Source organism: Pseudomonas sp. AF03-9 (assembly GCF_020515815.1).
Lineage (GTDB): Bacteria > Pseudomonadota > Gammaproteobacteria > Pseudomonadales > Pseudomonadaceae > Aquipseudomonas.
This window is the reverse complement of sequence record NZ_JAHPJF010000005.1, coordinates 175366-192944: the sequence shown is the minus strand read 5'-3', so window position 1 is coordinate 192944 and position 17579 is coordinate 175366. Positions and strand designations below refer to the sequence as shown.

Genomic DNA, 17579 nt, shown 5'->3' with positions numbered 1-17579 from the left:
GCAGGCGGGGCCGTGCTAGACTCGCGACCGTTTTACCCAACCTTTGCATTATCGACACGGAACACCAATGGCCAAACGCCAGCTCAATCGTCGCCAAAACTGGCGCATCGAAAAGATTCAAGGTGAACGCGCTGCTCGCGCCGCCAAACGTGAATCCTCCGCCGTGGAAGCGCTCGAGGGCGGCGACCTGGGCCCCGAGCAAACGGGCCTGGTGATCGCGCACTTTGGTGTGCAGGTCGAAGTCGAGGCGCTGGAAGGCGAACTCACAGGCCAGGTGTTCCGTTGCCACCTGCGCGCCAACCTGCCTGCGCTGGTCACCGGCGACAAGGTGGTATGGCGTGCCGGCAACCAGGGCATCGGCGTGATCGTCGCCCAGTTGCCGCGCACCACTGAACTGCGCCGCCCGGACAGTCGCGGCCAGCTCAAGCCGGTGGCGGCCAACGTCGACATGATCGTGATCGTGTTTGCGCCGCTGCCCGAGCCCCACGCCAACCTGATCGACCGCTACCTGGTGGCAGCCGAGCACGCCGGCATCCGCCCGCTGCTGCTGCTGAACAAATTCGACCTGATCGACGAGCAGAACGCCCCGGCGCTCAATGCGCTGCTGGCGGTCTACCGCACCCTGGGTTACCCGGTGCTGGAAGTGTCGGCGCACCACGGCAACGGCATGGAGCAACTGCAACAGCAGTTGGATGGGCGCATCAGCGTGTTTGTCGGCCAATCGGGCGTGGGTAAATCCTCGCTGGTCAACAGCCTGCTGCCGGAAGTCGAAACCCGTGTAGGCCCGTTGTCGGAACTGTCCGGGCAGGGCACCCACACCACCACCACCGCGCGGTTGTTCCACTTCCCCGGCGGCGGCGAACTGATCGACTCCCCGGGTATCCGCGAATTCGGCCTCGGCCACGTCAGCCGCAGCGATGTGGAAGCGGGCTTCATCGAGTTCAACGACCTCATCGGCACTTGCCGCTTCCGCGATTGCAAACACGACCGCGAGCCGGGCTGTGCGTTGCTCAAGGCGCTGGAAGATGGACGCGTGCAACAGCAGCGGATGAACAGCTATCGGTCGATTATTGCGAGTCTTCCTGAAAGCAGTTACTGACCCTTGCTTGCGCTGGGGTGCGCAGCACCCCTAAAAAGTCGGTGACTGCTGCGCACCACAGAAAGCTGCGCCACAGGGCAGGAACAAAAAGGCCGCGATCATCGCGGCCTTTTTGCGTGTGCAGCTTAAGAACCAGCTTTAGGCACCGTAGGATCTTTCACCCCACCATCGTCAAACAGGTTCAGCTTCTGCCGCAGCTCATGGGCCGGCAACGGCTCCTGCCCTGGCGGGATGGCGTTCGGGTCGGTCGGTACTTCACCGGGCGAGCCCGCACCTGAGGTCGGCGCCGGTTTGGGTTGATCACCTTCAATCGCACGCTGGGCCTTTTTGGTCAGCACGACGATGTCGATCCGCCGGTTGATCGGATTGAACGGGTCTTTGGGATCAAACAGCTGCGAGGAGGCAAAGCCCACCACGCGCGCCACTTGCGGGTCCGGGTAGCTGCCGGCCACCAGCGCGCGGCGGGCGGCGTTGGCGCGGTTGGCGGAGAGTTCCCAGTTGCCGAAGTCGCCTTGGCCCGCGTACGGCTTGGCGTCGGTGTGGCCGCTGATACTGATCTTGTTCGGCACCGCCTTGATGGTGTCGGCCATGGCCAGCAGGATGTCTTCGAAGTAAGGCTTCAGGCGCGCGCTGCCGGAGTCGAACATCGGCCGGTTGGCCGCGTCGGTGATCTGGATGCGCAGGCCGTCCGGGGTGATCTCAAACGAGATCTGATCCTTGAACTTCAGCAGTTGTGGGTTCTCCTCGACCTTGGTCTGCAACTCTTGCAGCAACAGTTCCAGGCGTTCCTGCTCGACCTGCTCGGCCACGGCTTCGACGGTGTCGCGCTCGATCGGGATATGTTCCTGCGGCGCTTCGGTCTTGACCTCCGGGTTGATGGTGCGCTCCGGCGCCAACTGCGGCGAGCCGCCCAGGTCGATCACGAAAGGCGTGCCGCTTTCCGAGAAGCCGATCGGGTCCTTGAAGTAACCGGCGATGGCGATCTTCTGTTCCGGCGTGGCGGTGGACATCAGCCACAGTACCAGGAAGAACGCCATCATCGCCGTGGCAAAGTCGGCGAAGGCGATTTTCCAGGCACCGCCATGGTGCCCCGCAGCGAAGCGCTTGACGCGCTTGATGATTATCGGCTGGTTGTTTTCCATGGCTTAGCGACCGCGAACCGCTTGTTCCAGCTCGGCGAAGCTTGGGCGATGTTTCGGGTACAACACTTTACGACCGAACTCCACCGCCAGCGATGGCGGCATGCCGGAAGCGGACGCTACCAGGCTGGCCTTGATCGATTCGTACAGGTTGATTTCTTCCTTGGCATCGTGGGCCAGGGACGTGGCCAGCGGGCCGAAGAAGCCGTAGGCCGCGAGGATACCGAAGAACGTACCCACCAGCGCCGCACCTACGTGCATGCCGATGGCCGCCTGGTCGCCTTCGCCCAGGGAAGCCATGGTCACCACGATACCGAGTACCGCCGCAACGATACCGAAGCCGGGCATGCCGTCGGCGATGCCGGTCACGGCGTGGGACGGATGCTCCAGTTCTTCCTTGAGGCTGAACAACTCCATGTCGAACAAGCCTTCCAGCTCATGGGGGGCCATGTTGCCGGAGGACATGATGCGCAGGTAATCGCAGATGTAGGCGGTCATGCGCTCGTCTTTGAGCACCGCCGGGTACTTGGCGAAAATCGGGCTGGCGGCAGCGTCTTCGATGTCGGCCTCGATGGCCATCATGCCTTCGCGGCGGCTCTTGTTGAGGATCTCATACACCAGGCCCAGCACTTCAAGATAGAAGGTGTGGGTAAAGCGCGAACCGAACATCGCCAGGGATTTCTTGACCACGTGCATGGTCATGTAGCCGGGGTTCGCCTGCAGGAATGCGCCCAGTGCGGCGCCACCGATAATCATCACCTCGAAGGGTTGGATCAGCGCGGCAATTTTACCGTGGGACAGGACGTACCCACCGAGCACGCTTGCGAAGACGACGATGATGCCGATAATTTTAGCCATAGGGGATGAGTACTTGCGCCGTCGGGTTCATGGACATATTTGGTGGAACTGAAAAACTCTTGTTCTACTTATCGGCAAAACTGCGCCAGACTATAGCCCGTTAAGGCGAAAAGCCAGTTCGGCCCGCTCCGGGCGTGTTGACCGCAAGTGATGATCGCGCCCCAATCATGGCTAATGAAACGACAGTCCCAACTGCAAAACCCAATTCTCTCGCCGCTTGGATCAAGCGCCTGGACGATGTGCTGCTGCCCGTCCCCCAGGCCAGTCACGAGCGCGTGTGCAAAGCCATCCGCGATAATCGCAGTTCGTTGCGCGATATTGCCGAGCTGATGCAAAACAGCCCGGCGCTGGTGCTCAGCGTGATTCGCGAGGCCAACAGCCATACCCATGGCAGCTTCACCGAACCGGCGGAAAACCTCGAAGTGGCGCTCAACCGCCTCGGCCTCAAGCGCGCCGAAGAGCTACTGGCGCGCCTGCCGTCGGTGCCGGCCCAGGAAATCCCGGTGGCCTTGCGCCAACTGTTGCTGGTCAGCCAGCACGCCTCGCAGCAGGCCAACGGCTTGTTCGCCAGCCGCCTGGCGCGGTTGTGGCAGGACATCCACTGGGGCAGCCTGTTGTTCCTGTCGCCGCTGTGGCCGATGGCCGTCGCCTACCCCAAGCTCCTTGAAGAATGGGAGCTGCGGGTGATCCACAAAGGCCAGTCCGCGCGCCAGGTCGAACAGGAACTGTTCGGCGTGCGCCTGCTCGACCTGTGCCTGGGCTTGACCGAAACCTGGCACCTGCCGATCTGGGTGTCCCAGGGCTACAACCTGCTGCTCAAAGAGCAGCGCTTGCTGGTCAAGGCCCTGCGCATCGCCCGCGAGGACGACGCGCTGCGCCACCAGCAATTGCTCGACGCCGAACCCAACCTGCGACGCTGGCTGAACCAGCCGGCCAACACTGTGCTGCTGGCCAACGGCCTGGCGATGTCGGCCCAGGAATCCTGGACTTGCCCGCACACCGAGCGCTGGCAATACCTCACCGCCCTGTACCTGCAACAGCCGCTGGGCGATGTGCAGCAACAGGTGCACCAGCAAGCCGTGACCAGCGCCCGCAGCACCTTGATGCCCGACCTCTGGCACCCGGCGCTGTCGCTGATCTGGCCGTGGCATGTGCAAAAAATCCATCGCGGCCTGCTGCCGGCACCACCGCCCACCGCCGAAGCACTGGCCCTGTGGCGCAGCCGCTGCACCGAGTTGCTGGTGGAACCGAGCCGCTTCGCCAACGCCATGCACCTGACCACCTGCGCCAAAGAGGCACTGGTGGCCAGCGGCATGCAACGGGTCATGCTGCTGATGACCGACCGCGCCCAAAGCACCTTGCGTGTGCACCAGGCCGACGGCCTGCCAAAGGACGCCGCCAACCTGAGTCTTGATGTGACCAACAGCACGTTACTGCAGCGCCTGCTGGAAAAATCCGCCCAGGTGCGCCTCAACCCGGACAACCACGCGCAGTTCTCGGCCTTGTTGCCGCCGATCCTGCGTCGCCTGTTCAACGGCGAGCACCTGCTGCTGCGCTCCCTGAGCTGCAACGGCAAGGTGGTGATGCTGATGGTGGCCGACCAGGGCGGCGGGCCGTTCTCGGAAACCACCGTGCAAGCCTTCGGCAAAACCGCCCAATGCATCGAGAAAGCCCTGCACTGCTTTACCAACCGCAGCGCCTGATGCTTGCGCTACAATCGCGGTCCTTTATCGCCAACATTTGTGCCCAGGAGACCTCACATGCCTGACTTCTCTGGCTTGCCGCTGGTGATCGAATCCAGCGACCTGCAAGGTCGCCTCGATGCCGAACACCTGATACTGGTGGACCTCACCAGTGCCGCCCGCTACGCCCAGGGGCATATCCCCGGCGCGCATTTCGTTGACCCCAAGCGCACCCAACTGGGCCAGGCGCCTGCACCGGGGTTGCTGCCCAACAAGGCAGACCTGGAAAAACTCTTCGGCGAACTGGGTCACACCCCGGACGCGACCTACGTGGTCTACGACGACGAAGGCGGTGGCTGGGCCGGCCGCTTCATCTGGATGCTCGACGTGATCGGCCACCAGAAGTATCACTACCTCGACGGCGGCCTGCTGGCCTGGCTGGAAGGCCAACACCCCGTCTCCACCCAAGTGCCCGCACCCGTCGGCGGCCCGGTCAGCCTGACGCTGCACGACGGCCCCACCGCCACCCGCGAATACCTGCAAAGCCGCCTCGGCGCTGCCGACCTGGGCATCTGGGATGCGCGCGGCCCGCTGGAGTATTCCGGCGAGAAAGTCCTCGCCGCCAAAGGTGGGCACATCCCCGGCGCCGTGAACTTCGAATGGACCGCCGGCATGGACCCTGCGCGCAACCTGCGCATCCGCCGCGACATGCCGCAGATCCTCGAAAACCTCGGGCTGACCCGCGACAAAGAAATCATCACCCACTGCCAGACTCACCACCGCTCTGGCTTCACCTATCTGGTGGCCAAGGCGCTCGGTTATCCGCGAGTCAAAGGTTATGCCGGTTCCTGGGGCGAATGGGGCAACCACCCCGACACCCCCGTTGAGATTTAAGGTTTAAGGACAGTAAATGAAAAAGCAGTTGTTTATCCTCAGCCAGTACTTGCTGCCGCACCACTTGCTCTCGCGCTTGGCCGGCTGCATTGCCGAGTGCCGCGTGCGCTGGTTCAAGAACGCGTTCACCAGCTGGTTCGCCAAGCGCTATCAAGTGGACATGTCCCAAGCCCTGGTAGAAGACGTGACCGCCTATGAGCACTTCAACGCCTTCTTCACCCGCGCCCTGAAAGACGGCGCGCGCCCGCTGGATCAAACCCCAGGCGCGGTACTCAGCCCGGCCGATGGCGCCGTCAGCCAGTTGGGCCCGATCGAGCATGGTCGTGTGTTCCAGGCCAAGGGCCACAGCTTCAGCGTGCTGGAGTTGCTGGGGGGTGATTCCGCCGTGGCGGCACCGTTCATGGGCGGCGACTTCGCGACGGTCTATCTGTCGCCGAAGGACTACCACCGCGTGCACATGCCGCTGGCCGGCACCCTGCGCGAGATGATCTATATCCCGGGGCGTATCTTCTCGGTCAACCAGACCACCGCCGAAAACGTACCGGAGCTGTTCGCCCGTAACGAACGCGTTGCCTGCATTTTCGACACCGAACGCGGCCCGATGGCGGTGGTATTGGTGGGCGCGATGATCGTCGCGTCGATTGAAACCGTGTGGGCTGGCTTGGTGACACCGCCCAAGCGCGAGTTGAAAACCTTCCGCTATGACGAAGCCGCACGTGCGCCGATTCATCTGGAGAAAGGTGCCGAGCTGGGCCGCTTCAAACTGGGTTCGACGGCGATCGTGCTGTTCGGGCCGGATCAGGTGAAGTGGGCTGAAGAACTGGCAGCCGGCACCCCGGTGCGGATGGGCCAGGGCATGGCACTGCCGAAAGCCTAACGCAGAACCCAATGTGGGAGCTGGTTTGCCTGCGATGCAGGCACCTCGGTGCATCAGTGATACCGAGGTGATGCTATCGCAGGCAAGCCAGCTCCCACATTTTTTACTGTGTTTCTTCAGTGACTACAGCTGACCGTCGCGGTCGCGGAAACCCAGCAGATACAACACCCCATCCAACCCCAACGTCGAAATCGCCTGCTTCGCCGACTGTTTCACCAACGGCTTCGCCCGGAACGCCACACCCAACCCGGCAATCGCCAGCATCGGCAAGTCATTTGCACCGTCGCCGACCGCAATGGTCTGCTCCAGACGCAAACCTTCCTTATGGGCCAATTCCTTCAGCAAGTCCGCCTTGCGCTGTGCGTCGACAATCGGCTCGACCGCCACGCCAGTCACCTTGCCATCCACCACTTCCAGCTCGTTGGCGAATACATAGTCGATGCCCAACTTGGCCTGCAACTGCTTGGCGAAATAGGTGAAGCCGCCGGACAGGATCGCGGTCTTGTAGCCCAGGCGCTTGAGTTCGGCGAACAGGGTTTCGGCACCTTCCGTCAGGCGCAACGAGGCACCGATGGAGTCCAGCACGCTCACGTCCAGGCCCTTGAGCAGCGCCAGGCGCTCCTTGAAGCTGGAGCGGAAGTCCAGCTCCCCGGCCATGGCGCGCTCAGTGATCTCGGAGACCTGCTCACCCACGCCGGCCGCCTTGGCCAGTTCGTCGATGACTTCGGCTTCGATCAGCGTCGAGTCCATGTCGAACACCGCCAGGCGGCGGTTACGGCGGAACAGCGAGTCTTCCTGGAAGGCGATGTCGACATTCAGCTCCTGGGCCACGCTGAGGAACTCGGCGCGCAGGGCTTGCGGGTCGGCCGGCTCACCGCGCACGGAGAATTCGATGCAGCCCTTGCCTTTGTCGGCCGGGGTGTCCAATGGCATGCGCCCCGACAGACGGTCGATATGGTCGATATTCAAGCCATACTGCGCCGTGATCGAGCTGACGCGCTGCAGTTGCTCGGCCGTGACCTTGCGGGTCAGCAGGGTGACGATATGGCGCTTCTTGCCCTGGCCGGCGACCCAGTGCTGGTAGTCCTCTTCCGACACTGGGGTGAAACGCACCTGTTGATCGAGCTTGTACGCGGTAAACAGGATGTCCTTGAGTACCGAAGACGCCTGTTCAGTGCTCGGGATCTCAACCAGGATGCCGAATGACAACGTGTCGTGGATCACCGCCTGGCCGATGTCGAGAATGTTCACACCACCCTGGGCCAGAACACCGGTAATGGCGGCGGTGAGACCCGGGCGATCTTCACCAGTGATGTTAATCAGGACAATTTCGCGCAAGGCGCACCCCCAGGCTGGAAAAAAACCGCATTCTACCCACTTTCAGTGACCATCGGGCACAGCCAGCGCTTTGACGCTCTGGGGCCTGTCGCTATACTGCGCGTCAACTTCACGGACCAAGAGCCGAGCGCAAGTGAACCGGCCCACGCCAGTAAAAACCGACAACTTCTTCCTGCTGATCTTCCGGGCACTGCGCCATCGCCGTGTACCGATCGCATTACGCATCGCCAGCCATAACGTGATCCTGGTCGCCCTGGCCCTGGTGATCTACGCCTGCGTGATGGGTTTGCAGTTCAAGCAGGCCATGCACGAGCAAGCCGACGCCCTGGGCGAGAGCCTGACCACGCAAACCGCCACCTCGGCGACTGAGCTTTTGGTGTCCAACGACATCCTCAGCCTCAACGTGCTGCTCAACAACCTGACCAAGAACCCGCTGGTGGCCCACGCCGCCATCTACAGCGTGGACAACCGGATCATGGCCGAAGCCGGGCAGCGCCCGAAGAATGGCCTGCTGGGTGAGGCCGAAGGCTTGTACCAGAGCAACATCACGTTCCAGGACGTGAAGGCCGGCCAATTGCGCATCAGCCTGGACATGCAGCAATTCCAGCAGCCAATGACCATCAGCCTGCAAAGCATGGGCATCCTCAGCGCGATCCTGCTGGCCCTGGCGTTGGCCCTGAGCCTGCGCCTGGGTCGGCATATCTCAACGCCTCTGATGCAACTGCGCATCTGGCTGCGGGACATCGACGAACACACCCCGGCCACCGACCGCCAGGATGAAATCGGTGACCTTGCCCGCCAACTGCATGCCAGCTTCGCCCCAGAGCCGGTCGTGCGCGAACCTGAGCCCGAGCCGGAATACGACGACGAGCCCGAGTTCGACGTGGGCGAGCCAGGCTTTGCCGAAAGCGCACCGGTCGCCGGCCTCAAGCCTGCCACCCGCAAGGCGATCCGGGCCGAAGAAGACGAACTGGACGACGAAGACCCGTTCGCCGACCTGCGCGACACGGCGTCCGACAGCCCGGCCATCGCGCCGAAGCCTGCCCCGGTCAAAAACGCCGAACCCCAGCACAGTGCGGTGCTGGCTGTGCAACTGGGCTCCCAGGATCAACTGCGCCGCCTGCCCCGCACCCGCCTGACGGAACTGCTGGAACGCTACCGCGACTGCCTCGACCAGGCCGCGTCGCTGTACCAGAGCGAACTGCATACCCTGAACGACGGCAGCACGCTGATGCTGTTCCATAGCGAAGACAGCGGCGAAGACTACCTGACCAACGCCATCTGCTGCGGCGAGTTGCTGCGCGCCCTGGGCCATGCCTTGCAGATCGAAGTGGCGGACAGCGGCATCACCTTGCAACTGCAACTGGGCCTGACGGTGGGTGATGATCTGTTCGGCATGAGCCAGATCGACCTGCTGCTCACCGAAATCGCCCAGGACGCCCTGGCCTTGTCGCAGCACAGCCGCAACCTGCTGCTGGTGGAGCGCAAGATCAGCGAAGACACGCTGATCCGCCAGCGCGCACGTATCCGCCCGATTGCCAGCCCTGAAGGCGCGAGCTGTGTAGAGCGGTTGATGGAGCCGTATCCGTCGATGCTGGAGCGCCAGTTGGCCCGGATGCACGAGACCCGCAAGCCCTAAGCAACACTGCAACATCCACTGTGGAGTGGGCTTGTGTTGTGGGAGCGGGCTTGCTCGCGAATGCGGAGTGTCAGTCGATACATCAATGACTGAATCACCGCATTCGCGAGCAAGCCCGCTCCCACAGGTGATCTTCAGCGCTACCCAAATAGTGCATAAAAAAGGCCCGCTGAATCAGCGGGCCTTTTTTTGTGTCGGTGATTCAGCTCAGAACCTGAACACTTCCATATCCGTACGGATCGGCGTTGCCATCGGCATCTTTGGCTTCTGCGGTTCTGCCGGCTTGGCCGCCTGCACCGGCGCCTGTTTGCGCGGCGCCTCGGCAATCGGCGGTTGGTTGGCCAATGGCTTGAGGGCCACCGACAACTGCTCGGCCAAATGCTGCAACAACACGCCCTGGGCCTGGACCTGGGACGCAGTGGTGCCGGCATGTTCTTCCTGCAAGTGCACGATGCGGCTGTCACGCACTTGGCCACGACGGTCGATCAAGCGCCACTGCGCATCGAGGATCGCTGGCTGCGACTTGCCGGAGTCAAGGCGCGTGATGGTCAACAACACCTGTACATCCGGGCTGAAGCCCGTCGGTGCCGGCGACAGCACCACGCGCTGGCTGTCCAGGTGACCCGCCACCTGGCGCAGCATCAGCTGGTTGATGTCGGACGACAAACTGCCCGCCCAACGACCATCGATGGAACCTTGCAGGCTGCCGTCGTTCTGACGTTGCAGCAGGGTTTCGCGTTGCAGGTAGTCAGCCACGACCACAGGGCCGAGCAAAACGGCCATACCGGCAGCCTGGGCGGGCTGCGCCGGACTTCCGCTGTCCAGCTGGTACAGCGACACCGGCTGGTGTGTGCTGCAACCCGCCAGCCCCAAAAGGCCAGCGAGCATCAAAAATAAAGGCACGCGTGGAGCGGTCATCATCCCATCCAGGTGGCTGCCACAAGGCTAACCACAACTAATACTAAAAATACCCTAAACACGCGCGGCCACGCCGGCGCTGGAAAGGCCATATCATCCGTGAATATGCGCTATGACTCCAGCGCCAAAGCGTCGATCTACGCGTTAAATCGTAGATCGAGGGCTCTAATGCGCGTTAAACCGGCGCTTCCACCAGTAAAGCATCCACCCGCTGGAAGCCCCGTGGCAGTTTGTTACCGCGCCGGCCGCGCTCGCCTTTGTAGTGCTCAAGGTCGTCAGGGCGCAGCGACAGCGTGCGCTTGCCGGCTTGCAGCACCAGCGTCGCGCCCTCCGGAATCACCGCGATGTCGGTCACGTACTCTTCGCGACTGGCCACTCGCTCGCCAGGAATCCCGATGATCTTGTTGCCCTTGCCTTTGCCCAGCTGCGGCAGGTCGCTGATCTTGAACACCAACAGGCGGCCTTCGGTGGTCACCGACGCCAGCCAGTTGCTCTCACGATCGTCCACCGGTCGCGGCAGGATCACCTTGGCGTTGTTCGGCAGGCTCAACAACGCCTTGCCCGCCTTGTTCTTGGCCTGCAGGTCTTCACCCTTGACCACGAAACCGTAACCCGCGTCGGACGCGATCACGTACAGCGCATTATCCTCCGGCAGCAGCACACACTCGAAATTCGCCCCTGGCGGCGGCGTCAGACGCCCGGTCAGCGGCTCGCCCTGGCCCCGAGCAGACGGCAAGGTGTGGGCCGGCACCGAATAACTGCGCCCGGTCGAGTCGATAAACACCGCAAACTGGTTGGAACGCCCAGCCGCAGCGGTCTTGAAGCCGTCACCGGCTTTGTACGACAGGCCGGTGGCGTCAATATCATGCCCCTTGGCGGAGCGAACCCAACCCTTTTCCGACAGAACGACGGTAATCTTCTCGTTTGGCAGCAGCTCGGTCTCTGTCAGCGCCTTGGCTTCAGCGCGCTGCACGATGGGCGAGCGGCGGTCGTCGCCATAGGTTTCGGCGTCTTTGATCAGCTCGGTGCGCACCAGCTTCTTCAGCTTGGCTTCACTGCCCAGAAGGGCTTGCAGCTTGGCTTGTTCCTTGAGCAGCGCGTCCTGTTCGTCGCGCAGCTTCATTTCTTCCAGGCGTGCCAACTGGCGCAAGCGAGTATCAAGGATGTAATCGGCCTGGATCTCGCTCAGTTGGAACTCGGCGATCAGCTCTGCCTTGGGATGTTCGGCAGTACGGATGATGTGGATCACCCGATCCAGATTGAGATAGGCAATCAGCAAGCCATCCAACAGGTGCAGGCGGCGCTCGACCTTGTCGAGGCGGAATTGCAGGCGGCGACGCACGGTCTGCACGCGGAACTCCAGCCACTCCACCAGAAGGTTGCGCAGGTTTTTCAGCTGCGGCTTGCCGTCCAGGCCGATGATGTTGACGTTGACCCGGTAGCTCGACTCCAGGTCGGTGCTGGCAAACAGATGCTGCATCAGCACTTCATGGTCGACCCGGCTGTTGGTCGGAATGATCACGATACGGCATGGGTTTTCGTGGTCGGACTCGTCACGCAGGTCGGCAACCTGCGGCAGCTTCGACGGTTTGGCCTGCATCAGCGCCGCGATCTGCTCCAGCACCTTGGCGCCGGACACCTGGTGCGGCAACGCGGTGACAATGATGTCGCCATCTTCGACGTGGTACACGGCGCGCATGCGCACCGAGCCCTTGCCGGTTTCGTACATCTTCAGCAGGTCGGCGCGCGGCGTGATGATTTCCGCTTCGGTCGGGTAGTCCGGGCCCTGGATATGCTCGCAGAGCTGCTCGACCGTGGCCTTTGGCTCATCGAGCAGGCGCACGCAGGCCGTGGCGACTTCGCGCAGGTTGTGCGGCGGCACGTCGGTGGCCATGCCCACGGCGATGCCGGTGGTGCCATTGAGGAGGATATTCGGCAAACGTGCCGGCAATACCAGGGGTTCGTCGAGGGTACCGTCAAAGTTCGGGCCCCAGTCGGCGGTGCCCTGCCCCAGTTCGCTGAGCAATACTTCCGAGTAACGCGACAAACGTGCCTCGGTGTATCGCATGGCGGCGAACGACTTCGGATCATCCGGCGCACCCCAGTTACCCTGGCCGTCCACCAGCGTATAGCGGTAGCTGAACGGCTGGGCCATCAGCACCATGGCTTCATAGCAGGCCGAATCGCCGTGGGGGTGGAACTTACCGAGCACGTCACCGACGGTACGCGCCGACTTCTTGTGTTTGGAGTCAGCGTCCAGGCCCAACTCACTCATGGCGTAAATGATGCGCCGCTGTACGGGCTTCAGGCCGTCGCCGATATGCGGCAAGGCACGGTCCATGATCACGTACATGGAGTAGTTGAGGTAGGCATTTTCGGTGAAGTCAGCCAGCGAACGGCGTTCTACGCCATCTAAGCTGTCTGCGAGGATGTCACTCATGCGGGCCTCATCATTGGGTAAGGCACAGCGGAAATGCCGCGGCGCCGGGTCAATTCAAAATAATCAAAAATCATGGCTGGGCACTCCAGCCACCGGCCGGGGCGGCGAAACGATAAACCACCGGGCGTTTTTCACCATCGGCACGCGGGCCGAAGTTGTTGTCGATGCCCAACCAGGCACCGTCGGCATCCACCACCAGCGCTTCGGCCAGGCCAAAGGCCTGAGGGTAGCGCCGCGCTGGGGTCAGGGTCTCGTCGGCAAACGACCAGCACAGCTCGACTTTGGCCGTGACCGCATCGCGCCGGCAGATCTGGAACGCATTGCGCTCAAGGGTAAACAGCTTGCCATTGAAGAGCGCCAGGTCGGAAAAGTCCTTGGACACCGCCTTGGCATTGGAGAACTGGGCGGGCTGCACTTCCTGGCCGGCCTCGCTCAGCAACACACACGGGCCGTCGCAATCCCACAGGCTTTGCGGACGCTTGATCGAGATTAGGCCGCGCCGCTCGCGCTCGGCCGCGAGCCAAATCTGATTGCCTTCAGGATTTATCGCCAAGCCTTCAAACAACGCATTGAAGTGCAGCAATAGGCCACTGGCCCGCGCCTCGCGCACCATGCCCGGGGCGATCCGCAACCACTCGGGCGCCCCACTGGCCGGCACTTGCAGCACCGCAGCATGGGCTTCGCTGACAATGTAGCGGTTGCCCGCGGCGTCGCAACTGATGCCTTCAAAATCCAGGTCGCCACCGCGAATGAACGACGCGGCCTTGGTGCGCGAACGCAGCCCCCAAGGCAAACCGGACTCCGGCACCGGCGGCACGTCGATCTTCACCGTCTCGGCCTTCCAGGTCGGCGCGCTGATGTCCAGGCGATAGATCTGGTCGTCGTCGCGATCAGAAACGGTCCACAGCTCCTTGCCACACAACGCAAGGCCCGACAGGTTGCCGCCGCGCATGCCGTCTACCGGGTGTTCGGATACCAACTTGAGTTCAGCCACGGGCGCAGCAGCCACCGAGGCAGCCGCCAACCCGCTCAACACCAGGATCGCCAGGGCGAAACCTGTGCGCATCAGCCCAGGACCTCGGCGAGGTTGCCCTTGGATTCCAGCCAGGACTTGCGGTCTGGCGCGCGTTTCTTCGCCAGCAGCATGTCCATCATTTCCGACGTCGCGGCGAAGTCATCGCCCAGGGTCAGCTGCACCAGGCGCCGGGTGTTCGGGTCCATAGTGGTTTCGCGCAGCTGCGGCGGGTTCATCTCACCCAGGCCTTTGAATCGCGTGACCTGCGGCTTGCCGCGCTTCTTCTCGGCCACCAGGCGGTCGAGGATGCCATCGCGCTCGGCTTCGTCGAGGGCGTAGAAAATCTCTTTGCCCAAGTCGATCCGGTACAGCGGCGGCATGGCGACATAGACGTGACCGGCATCCACCAACGGACGGAAGTGCTGCACGAACAGCGCGCACAGCAAGGTAGCGATGTGCAGGCCGTCGGAGTCGGCGTCGGCGAGGATACAGATCTTGCCGTAGCGCAGTTGGCTCATGTCCGCCGCGCCGGGATCGACGCCGATGGCCACGGCGATGTTGTGCACTTCCTGGCTGGCGAGGACTTCGCTGCCATCGACTTCCCAGGTATTGAGGATCTTGCCGCGCAACGGCAGGATCGCCTGGAACTCTTTATCCCGCGCTTGCTTGGCGGAACCGCCTGCGGAATCACCTTCCACCAGGAACAGTTCGGAGCGCATCGGGTCTTGCCCGGCGCAATCGGCCAGTTTGCCCGGCAGTGCCGGGCCGGCGGTGATGCGTTTGCGCTCGACCTTCTTGCTGGCCTTCAAGCGACGGCCGGCGTTGTTGATCGCCAGTTCGGCCAAGGCCAGGCCGAGTTCAGGGTGTTCGTTGAGCCACAGGCTGAAGGCATCCTTGACCACGCCGGAGACAAACGCGGCCGCCTCGCGGGACGACAGGCGCTCCTTGGTCTGGCCGGAGAACTGTGGCTCCTGCATCTTCATCGACAGCACGAACGCGATGCGCTCCCACACGTCTTCCGGCGCCAGCTTCACGCCGCGCGGCAGCAGGCTGCGGTACTCGCAGAATTCGCGCATGGCATCCAGCAAACCCTGGCGCAAACCGTTGACGTGGGTGCCGCCCTGCGCCGTGGGGATCAGGTTGACGTAGCTTTCCTGCACGCTGTCGCCGCCTTCGGGCAGCCACAACAGCGCCCAGTCGACGGCTTCTTTATTACCGGCCAGGCTGCCGCAGAACGGCTCGTTGGGCAGGCGTTCGAAATCGCTGACGGAGTCTTCCAGGTAGGAGCGCAGGCCGTCTTCATAGTGCCACTCGACCTTCTCGCCGGTGCCTTTGTCTTCAAAGGTGACGAGCAGGCCCGGGCACAGTACGGCCTTGGCCTTGAGCACGTGCTTGAGGCGGCTGATGGAGAATTTCGGCGAATCGAAGTATTTCGGGTCCGGCGCGAAGTACACGCTGGTGCCGGTGTTGCGCTTGCCGACGGTGCCGATGACGGCCAGGTCGGTGGCCTTGTAGCCATCGGCGAAGGTCATCTCGTATTCGTTGCCATCGCGCTTGACCCTGACCCGCACCAGCGTGGACAGGGCGTTGACCACCGAAATGCCCACGCCGTGCAGGCCGCCGGAGAACTGGTAGTTCTTGTTGGAGAACTTGCCGCCCGCATGGAGCTTGGTGAGGATCAGCTCGACGCCTGGCACACCCTCTTCCGGGTGAATGTCCACCGGCATGCCGCGGCCGTCGTCGGACACTTCCAGGGAGTGGTCAGCGTGGAGAATGACATGTACCGACTTGGCGTGACCGGCCAGGGCTTCGTCGACGCTGTTGTCGATGACTTCCTGGGCAAGGTGGTTCGGCCGGCTGGTGTCGGTGTACATGCCGGGGCGTTTGCGCACCGGGTCGAGGCCCGAGAGGACTTCGATGGCGTCGGCGTTATAAGAGCTAGCGCTGGGAGTGGCCATGGTGTCTCGTCGTGAGTCGTTCGATTAAAAAATGACCTGCGATTTTTACAATGACGAAAAATCGAAGGATTGATACTGATCTGCGCCAATCCCGGCAAAGCTCAACAACGCCGGCAATTGCCTGGCGAACCCCTGGTAACCATGGTCGCCACCGGCCTGGATGCGCAAGGCGCAGGCACGGTAATACTGTTGGGCGAGGCGGTAGTCCAGCGTTTCATCGCCGGTCTGCAACCACACCTGGTAACGCACGGCGTCCTGGGGCGCCGCCACTTCCAGCTCGGCCAGGGCCGCGACGTGGTCGTGGGTCAATTCCCAGGTTTCATCGGTGTAGAGGTTCTTCTGGGTGCCCAGGTAACCGTCGAACATCCGATGGGGGCTGATCGCCGGGTTGACCAGCAGCGCCTTGAGGCCATGGCGTTCGGCAAGATGGGTTGCATAGTAGCCGCCGAGTGAGCTGCCGACCAGCAGTGGCCGCCCCAGTTCAGCGATCCCCGCTTCCAGTTGGGGAATTGCCTGACGCGGGTGGTGATGCAGGGCCGGCACACGCAACTGGTCGGCCAGGCCGAGGGCGTCCATCACGGTGATCAACTGGCTGGCCTTGTTGGACGCCGGCGCGCTGTTGAAACCGTGGATATACAGGATCGAAGCGGACATGCCGGGCTCTCCGTGACTTGGGCCAAAGAGGCGCAGTTTACAGGGATCGGGGTGGTATCTACAGGACATAAGAAGAACCAATGTGGGAGCTGGCTTGCCTGCGACAGCGGTGTATCAGCCACACATTGATTGCTGGCAGACCGCTATCGCAGGCAAGCCAGCTCCCACATTTATGATCAGTGTTTGCAGCTTTTAATAGCCGTTGCTGCCGTAATCCACCGTAAATTCGAAGTCCTGGACCCGCTCTACGCCAGTTTCCAACCGCCCGTCGGCATGCAGTCGCAACCAGCGATACCCCGGCGCCTGCTCGCTGACCTGGAAATCCTCGCTGCCCGGCGCGAACTGGATGCAGGTCGACGGCGAGGCCAACAACCGCACGCCGTTGCGCTCGCGGTCGATTTCCTGGTGCACATGCCCCCAGAGCACTGCCTTGACCTGCGGGAAGCGATCCAGCACGGCAAACAGCGCGTCGGGATTGCGCAGGCCGATGGGCTCCATCCAGGCACAGCCAATGGACACCGGGTGATGGTGGAAACACACCAAATGATGGCGATTCGGCGCTTCACTCAACGCCTGGACGAGCAGTTGCAGTTGCTGATCCTGCAAGTAACCGGGCACCGAGCCCGGCACGGCGGAGTCCAGCAGGATGATGCGCCAGTGGCCGACATCGACCACCGGTTCCAACAGATCACTGTGCACGGCAGCGTGGGCCATGATCTGGGGTTCGTCATGGTTGCCGGGAATCCAGCGTGCCGGCGCATCGATCTGCCGGGTCATGTCGCGAAATTGCTGGTACGACGCCAGCGTACCGTCCTGGGACAGATCGCCAGTGGCCAGCATCAGGTCGATCTGCGGTTGTTGCGTGCGCACCAACGCGATCACCTGTTGCAGGCTTTCACGGGTGTTCATGCCCAGCAGCGTGCCGTCGGCCTCGGCAAACAGGTGGCTGTCGGACAGTTGCACCAGCAGCGCCGGCGCATCGGGGTTCACGGTGGATACGCTCGGCAAGGCGCTCTCCCAAGGCAATCACAGGAATGGACAGTTGGCGTGATTATGCTGGGCAGGACA

Annotated in this window: 14 protein-coding genes; 5 read left to right on the top strand and 9 right to left on the bottom strand. The window is 62.6% G+C overall.

Going from position 1 to position 17579, the window contains the following annotated elements; genetic code table 11:
• Positions 1 to 67: 67 nt before the first annotated feature.
• Complete coding sequence (gene rsgA / locus LIY36_RS10205) at positions 68 to 1099, top strand: small ribosomal subunit biogenesis GTPase RsgA (protein WP_192298253.1); 1032 nt, start codon at positions 68 to 70, stop codon at positions 1097 to 1099.
• 125 nt (positions 1100 to 1224) lie between these two features.
• On the opposite strand, the gene motB is transcribed toward rsgA, so the two are convergent.
• Positions 1225 to 2241: a flagellar motor protein MotB gene (motB, locus tag LIY36_RS10200; RefSeq protein ID WP_226455598.1), complete on the bottom strand. Its 1017-nt coding sequence runs from the start codon at positions 2239 to 2241 to the stop codon at positions 1225 to 1227.
• A gap of 3 nt (positions 2242 to 2244) precedes the next feature.
• Positions 2245 to 3096: a flagellar motor stator protein MotA gene (gene motA, locus LIY36_RS10195; RefSeq protein WP_122308461.1), complete on the bottom strand. Its 852-nt coding sequence runs from the start codon at positions 3094 to 3096 to the stop codon at positions 2245 to 2247.
• A gap of 167 nt (positions 3097 to 3263) precedes the next feature.
• On the opposite strand from motA, the gene LIY36_RS10190 reads away from it, so the two are divergent.
• The 3 genes from LIY36_RS10190 to asd are packed head-to-tail and all read left to right on the top strand — an operon-like array spanning position 3264 to position 6549.
• On the top strand, positions 3264 to 4799 hold the full coding sequence (locus tag LIY36_RS10190) for an HDOD domain-containing protein (protein WP_192298255.1): 1536 nt from the start codon (positions 3264 to 3266) through the stop codon (positions 4797 to 4799).
• Positions 4800 to 4856: 57 nt separating this feature from the next.
• The gene (locus LIY36_RS10185) at positions 4857 to 5672 is read left to right on the top strand and encodes a rhodanese-like domain-containing protein (RefSeq protein ID WP_226455597.1); all 816 of its coding nucleotides are present in this window, start codon (positions 4857 to 4859) and stop codon (positions 5670 to 5672) included.
• 16 nt (positions 5673 to 5688) lie between these two features.
• Entirely contained in the window at positions 5689 to 6549 is an 861-nt protein-coding gene (asd, locus tag LIY36_RS10180; RefSeq protein WP_226455596.1) for an archaetidylserine decarboxylase, read from the top strand.
• 123 nt (positions 6550 to 6672) lie between these two features.
• On the opposite strand, the gene serB is transcribed toward asd, so the two are convergent.
• Positions 6673 to 7887, bottom strand: a complete 1215-nt coding sequence (gene serB / locus LIY36_RS10175) for a phosphoserine phosphatase SerB (RefSeq protein ID WP_226455595.1) — start codon at positions 7885 to 7887, stop codon at positions 6673 to 6675.
• 133 nt (positions 7888 to 8020) lie between these two features.
• Between serB and LIY36_RS10170 the strand changes: the two genes are divergently transcribed.
• Entirely contained in the window at positions 8021 to 9526 is a 1506-nt protein-coding gene (locus LIY36_RS10170; protein WP_192298258.1) for an AhpA/YtjB family protein, read from the top strand.
• 207 nt (positions 9527 to 9733) lie between these two features.
• Here LIY36_RS10170 and LIY36_RS10165 read toward each other — a convergent pair whose 3' ends face one another.
• From LIY36_RS10165 to cpdA, 6 genes are all read right to left on the bottom strand, one after another.
• Positions 9734 to 10444 carry a PqiC family protein gene (locus tag LIY36_RS10165; RefSeq protein WP_192298259.1) on the bottom strand — a complete coding sequence of 237 codons (711 nt, stop codon included), beginning with the start codon at positions 10442 to 10444 and terminating at the stop codon, positions 9734 to 9736.
• 175 nt (positions 10445 to 10619) lie between these two features.
• Positions 10620 to 12884, bottom strand: coding sequence for a DNA topoisomerase IV subunit A (gene parC / locus LIY36_RS10160; protein ID WP_226455594.1), 2265 nt, complete (start codon positions 12882 to 12884; stop codon positions 10620 to 10622).
• A 70-nt stretch (positions 12885 to 12954) separates the two neighbouring features.
• Positions 12955 to 13950, bottom strand: coding sequence for an esterase-like activity of phytase family protein (locus LIY36_RS10155; protein WP_226455593.1), 996 nt, complete (start codon positions 13948 to 13950; stop codon positions 12955 to 12957).
• Positions 13950 to 15857 (bottom strand): DNA topoisomerase IV subunit B, encoded by a 1908-nt coding sequence (parE, locus tag LIY36_RS10150; RefSeq protein ID WP_192298262.1) that lies wholly within the window; start codon positions 15855 to 15857, stop codon positions 13950 to 13952. Before parE ends, LIY36_RS10155 begins: the two co-directional genes overlap by 1 nt.
• 45 nt (positions 15858 to 15902) lie before the next feature.
• A complete protein-coding gene (locus LIY36_RS10145; protein ID WP_226455592.1) occupies positions 15903 to 16511 on the bottom strand; it encodes a YqiA/YcfP family alpha/beta fold hydrolase in 609 nt (202 codons plus the stop codon).
• A 192-nt stretch (positions 16512 to 16703) separates the two neighbouring features.
• Positions 16704 to 17519, bottom strand: a complete 816-nt coding sequence (cpdA, locus tag LIY36_RS10140; protein ID WP_192298264.1) for a 3',5'-cyclic-AMP phosphodiesterase — start codon at positions 17517 to 17519, stop codon at positions 16704 to 16706.
• Between the last annotated feature and the right edge of the window lie 60 nt (positions 17520 to 17579).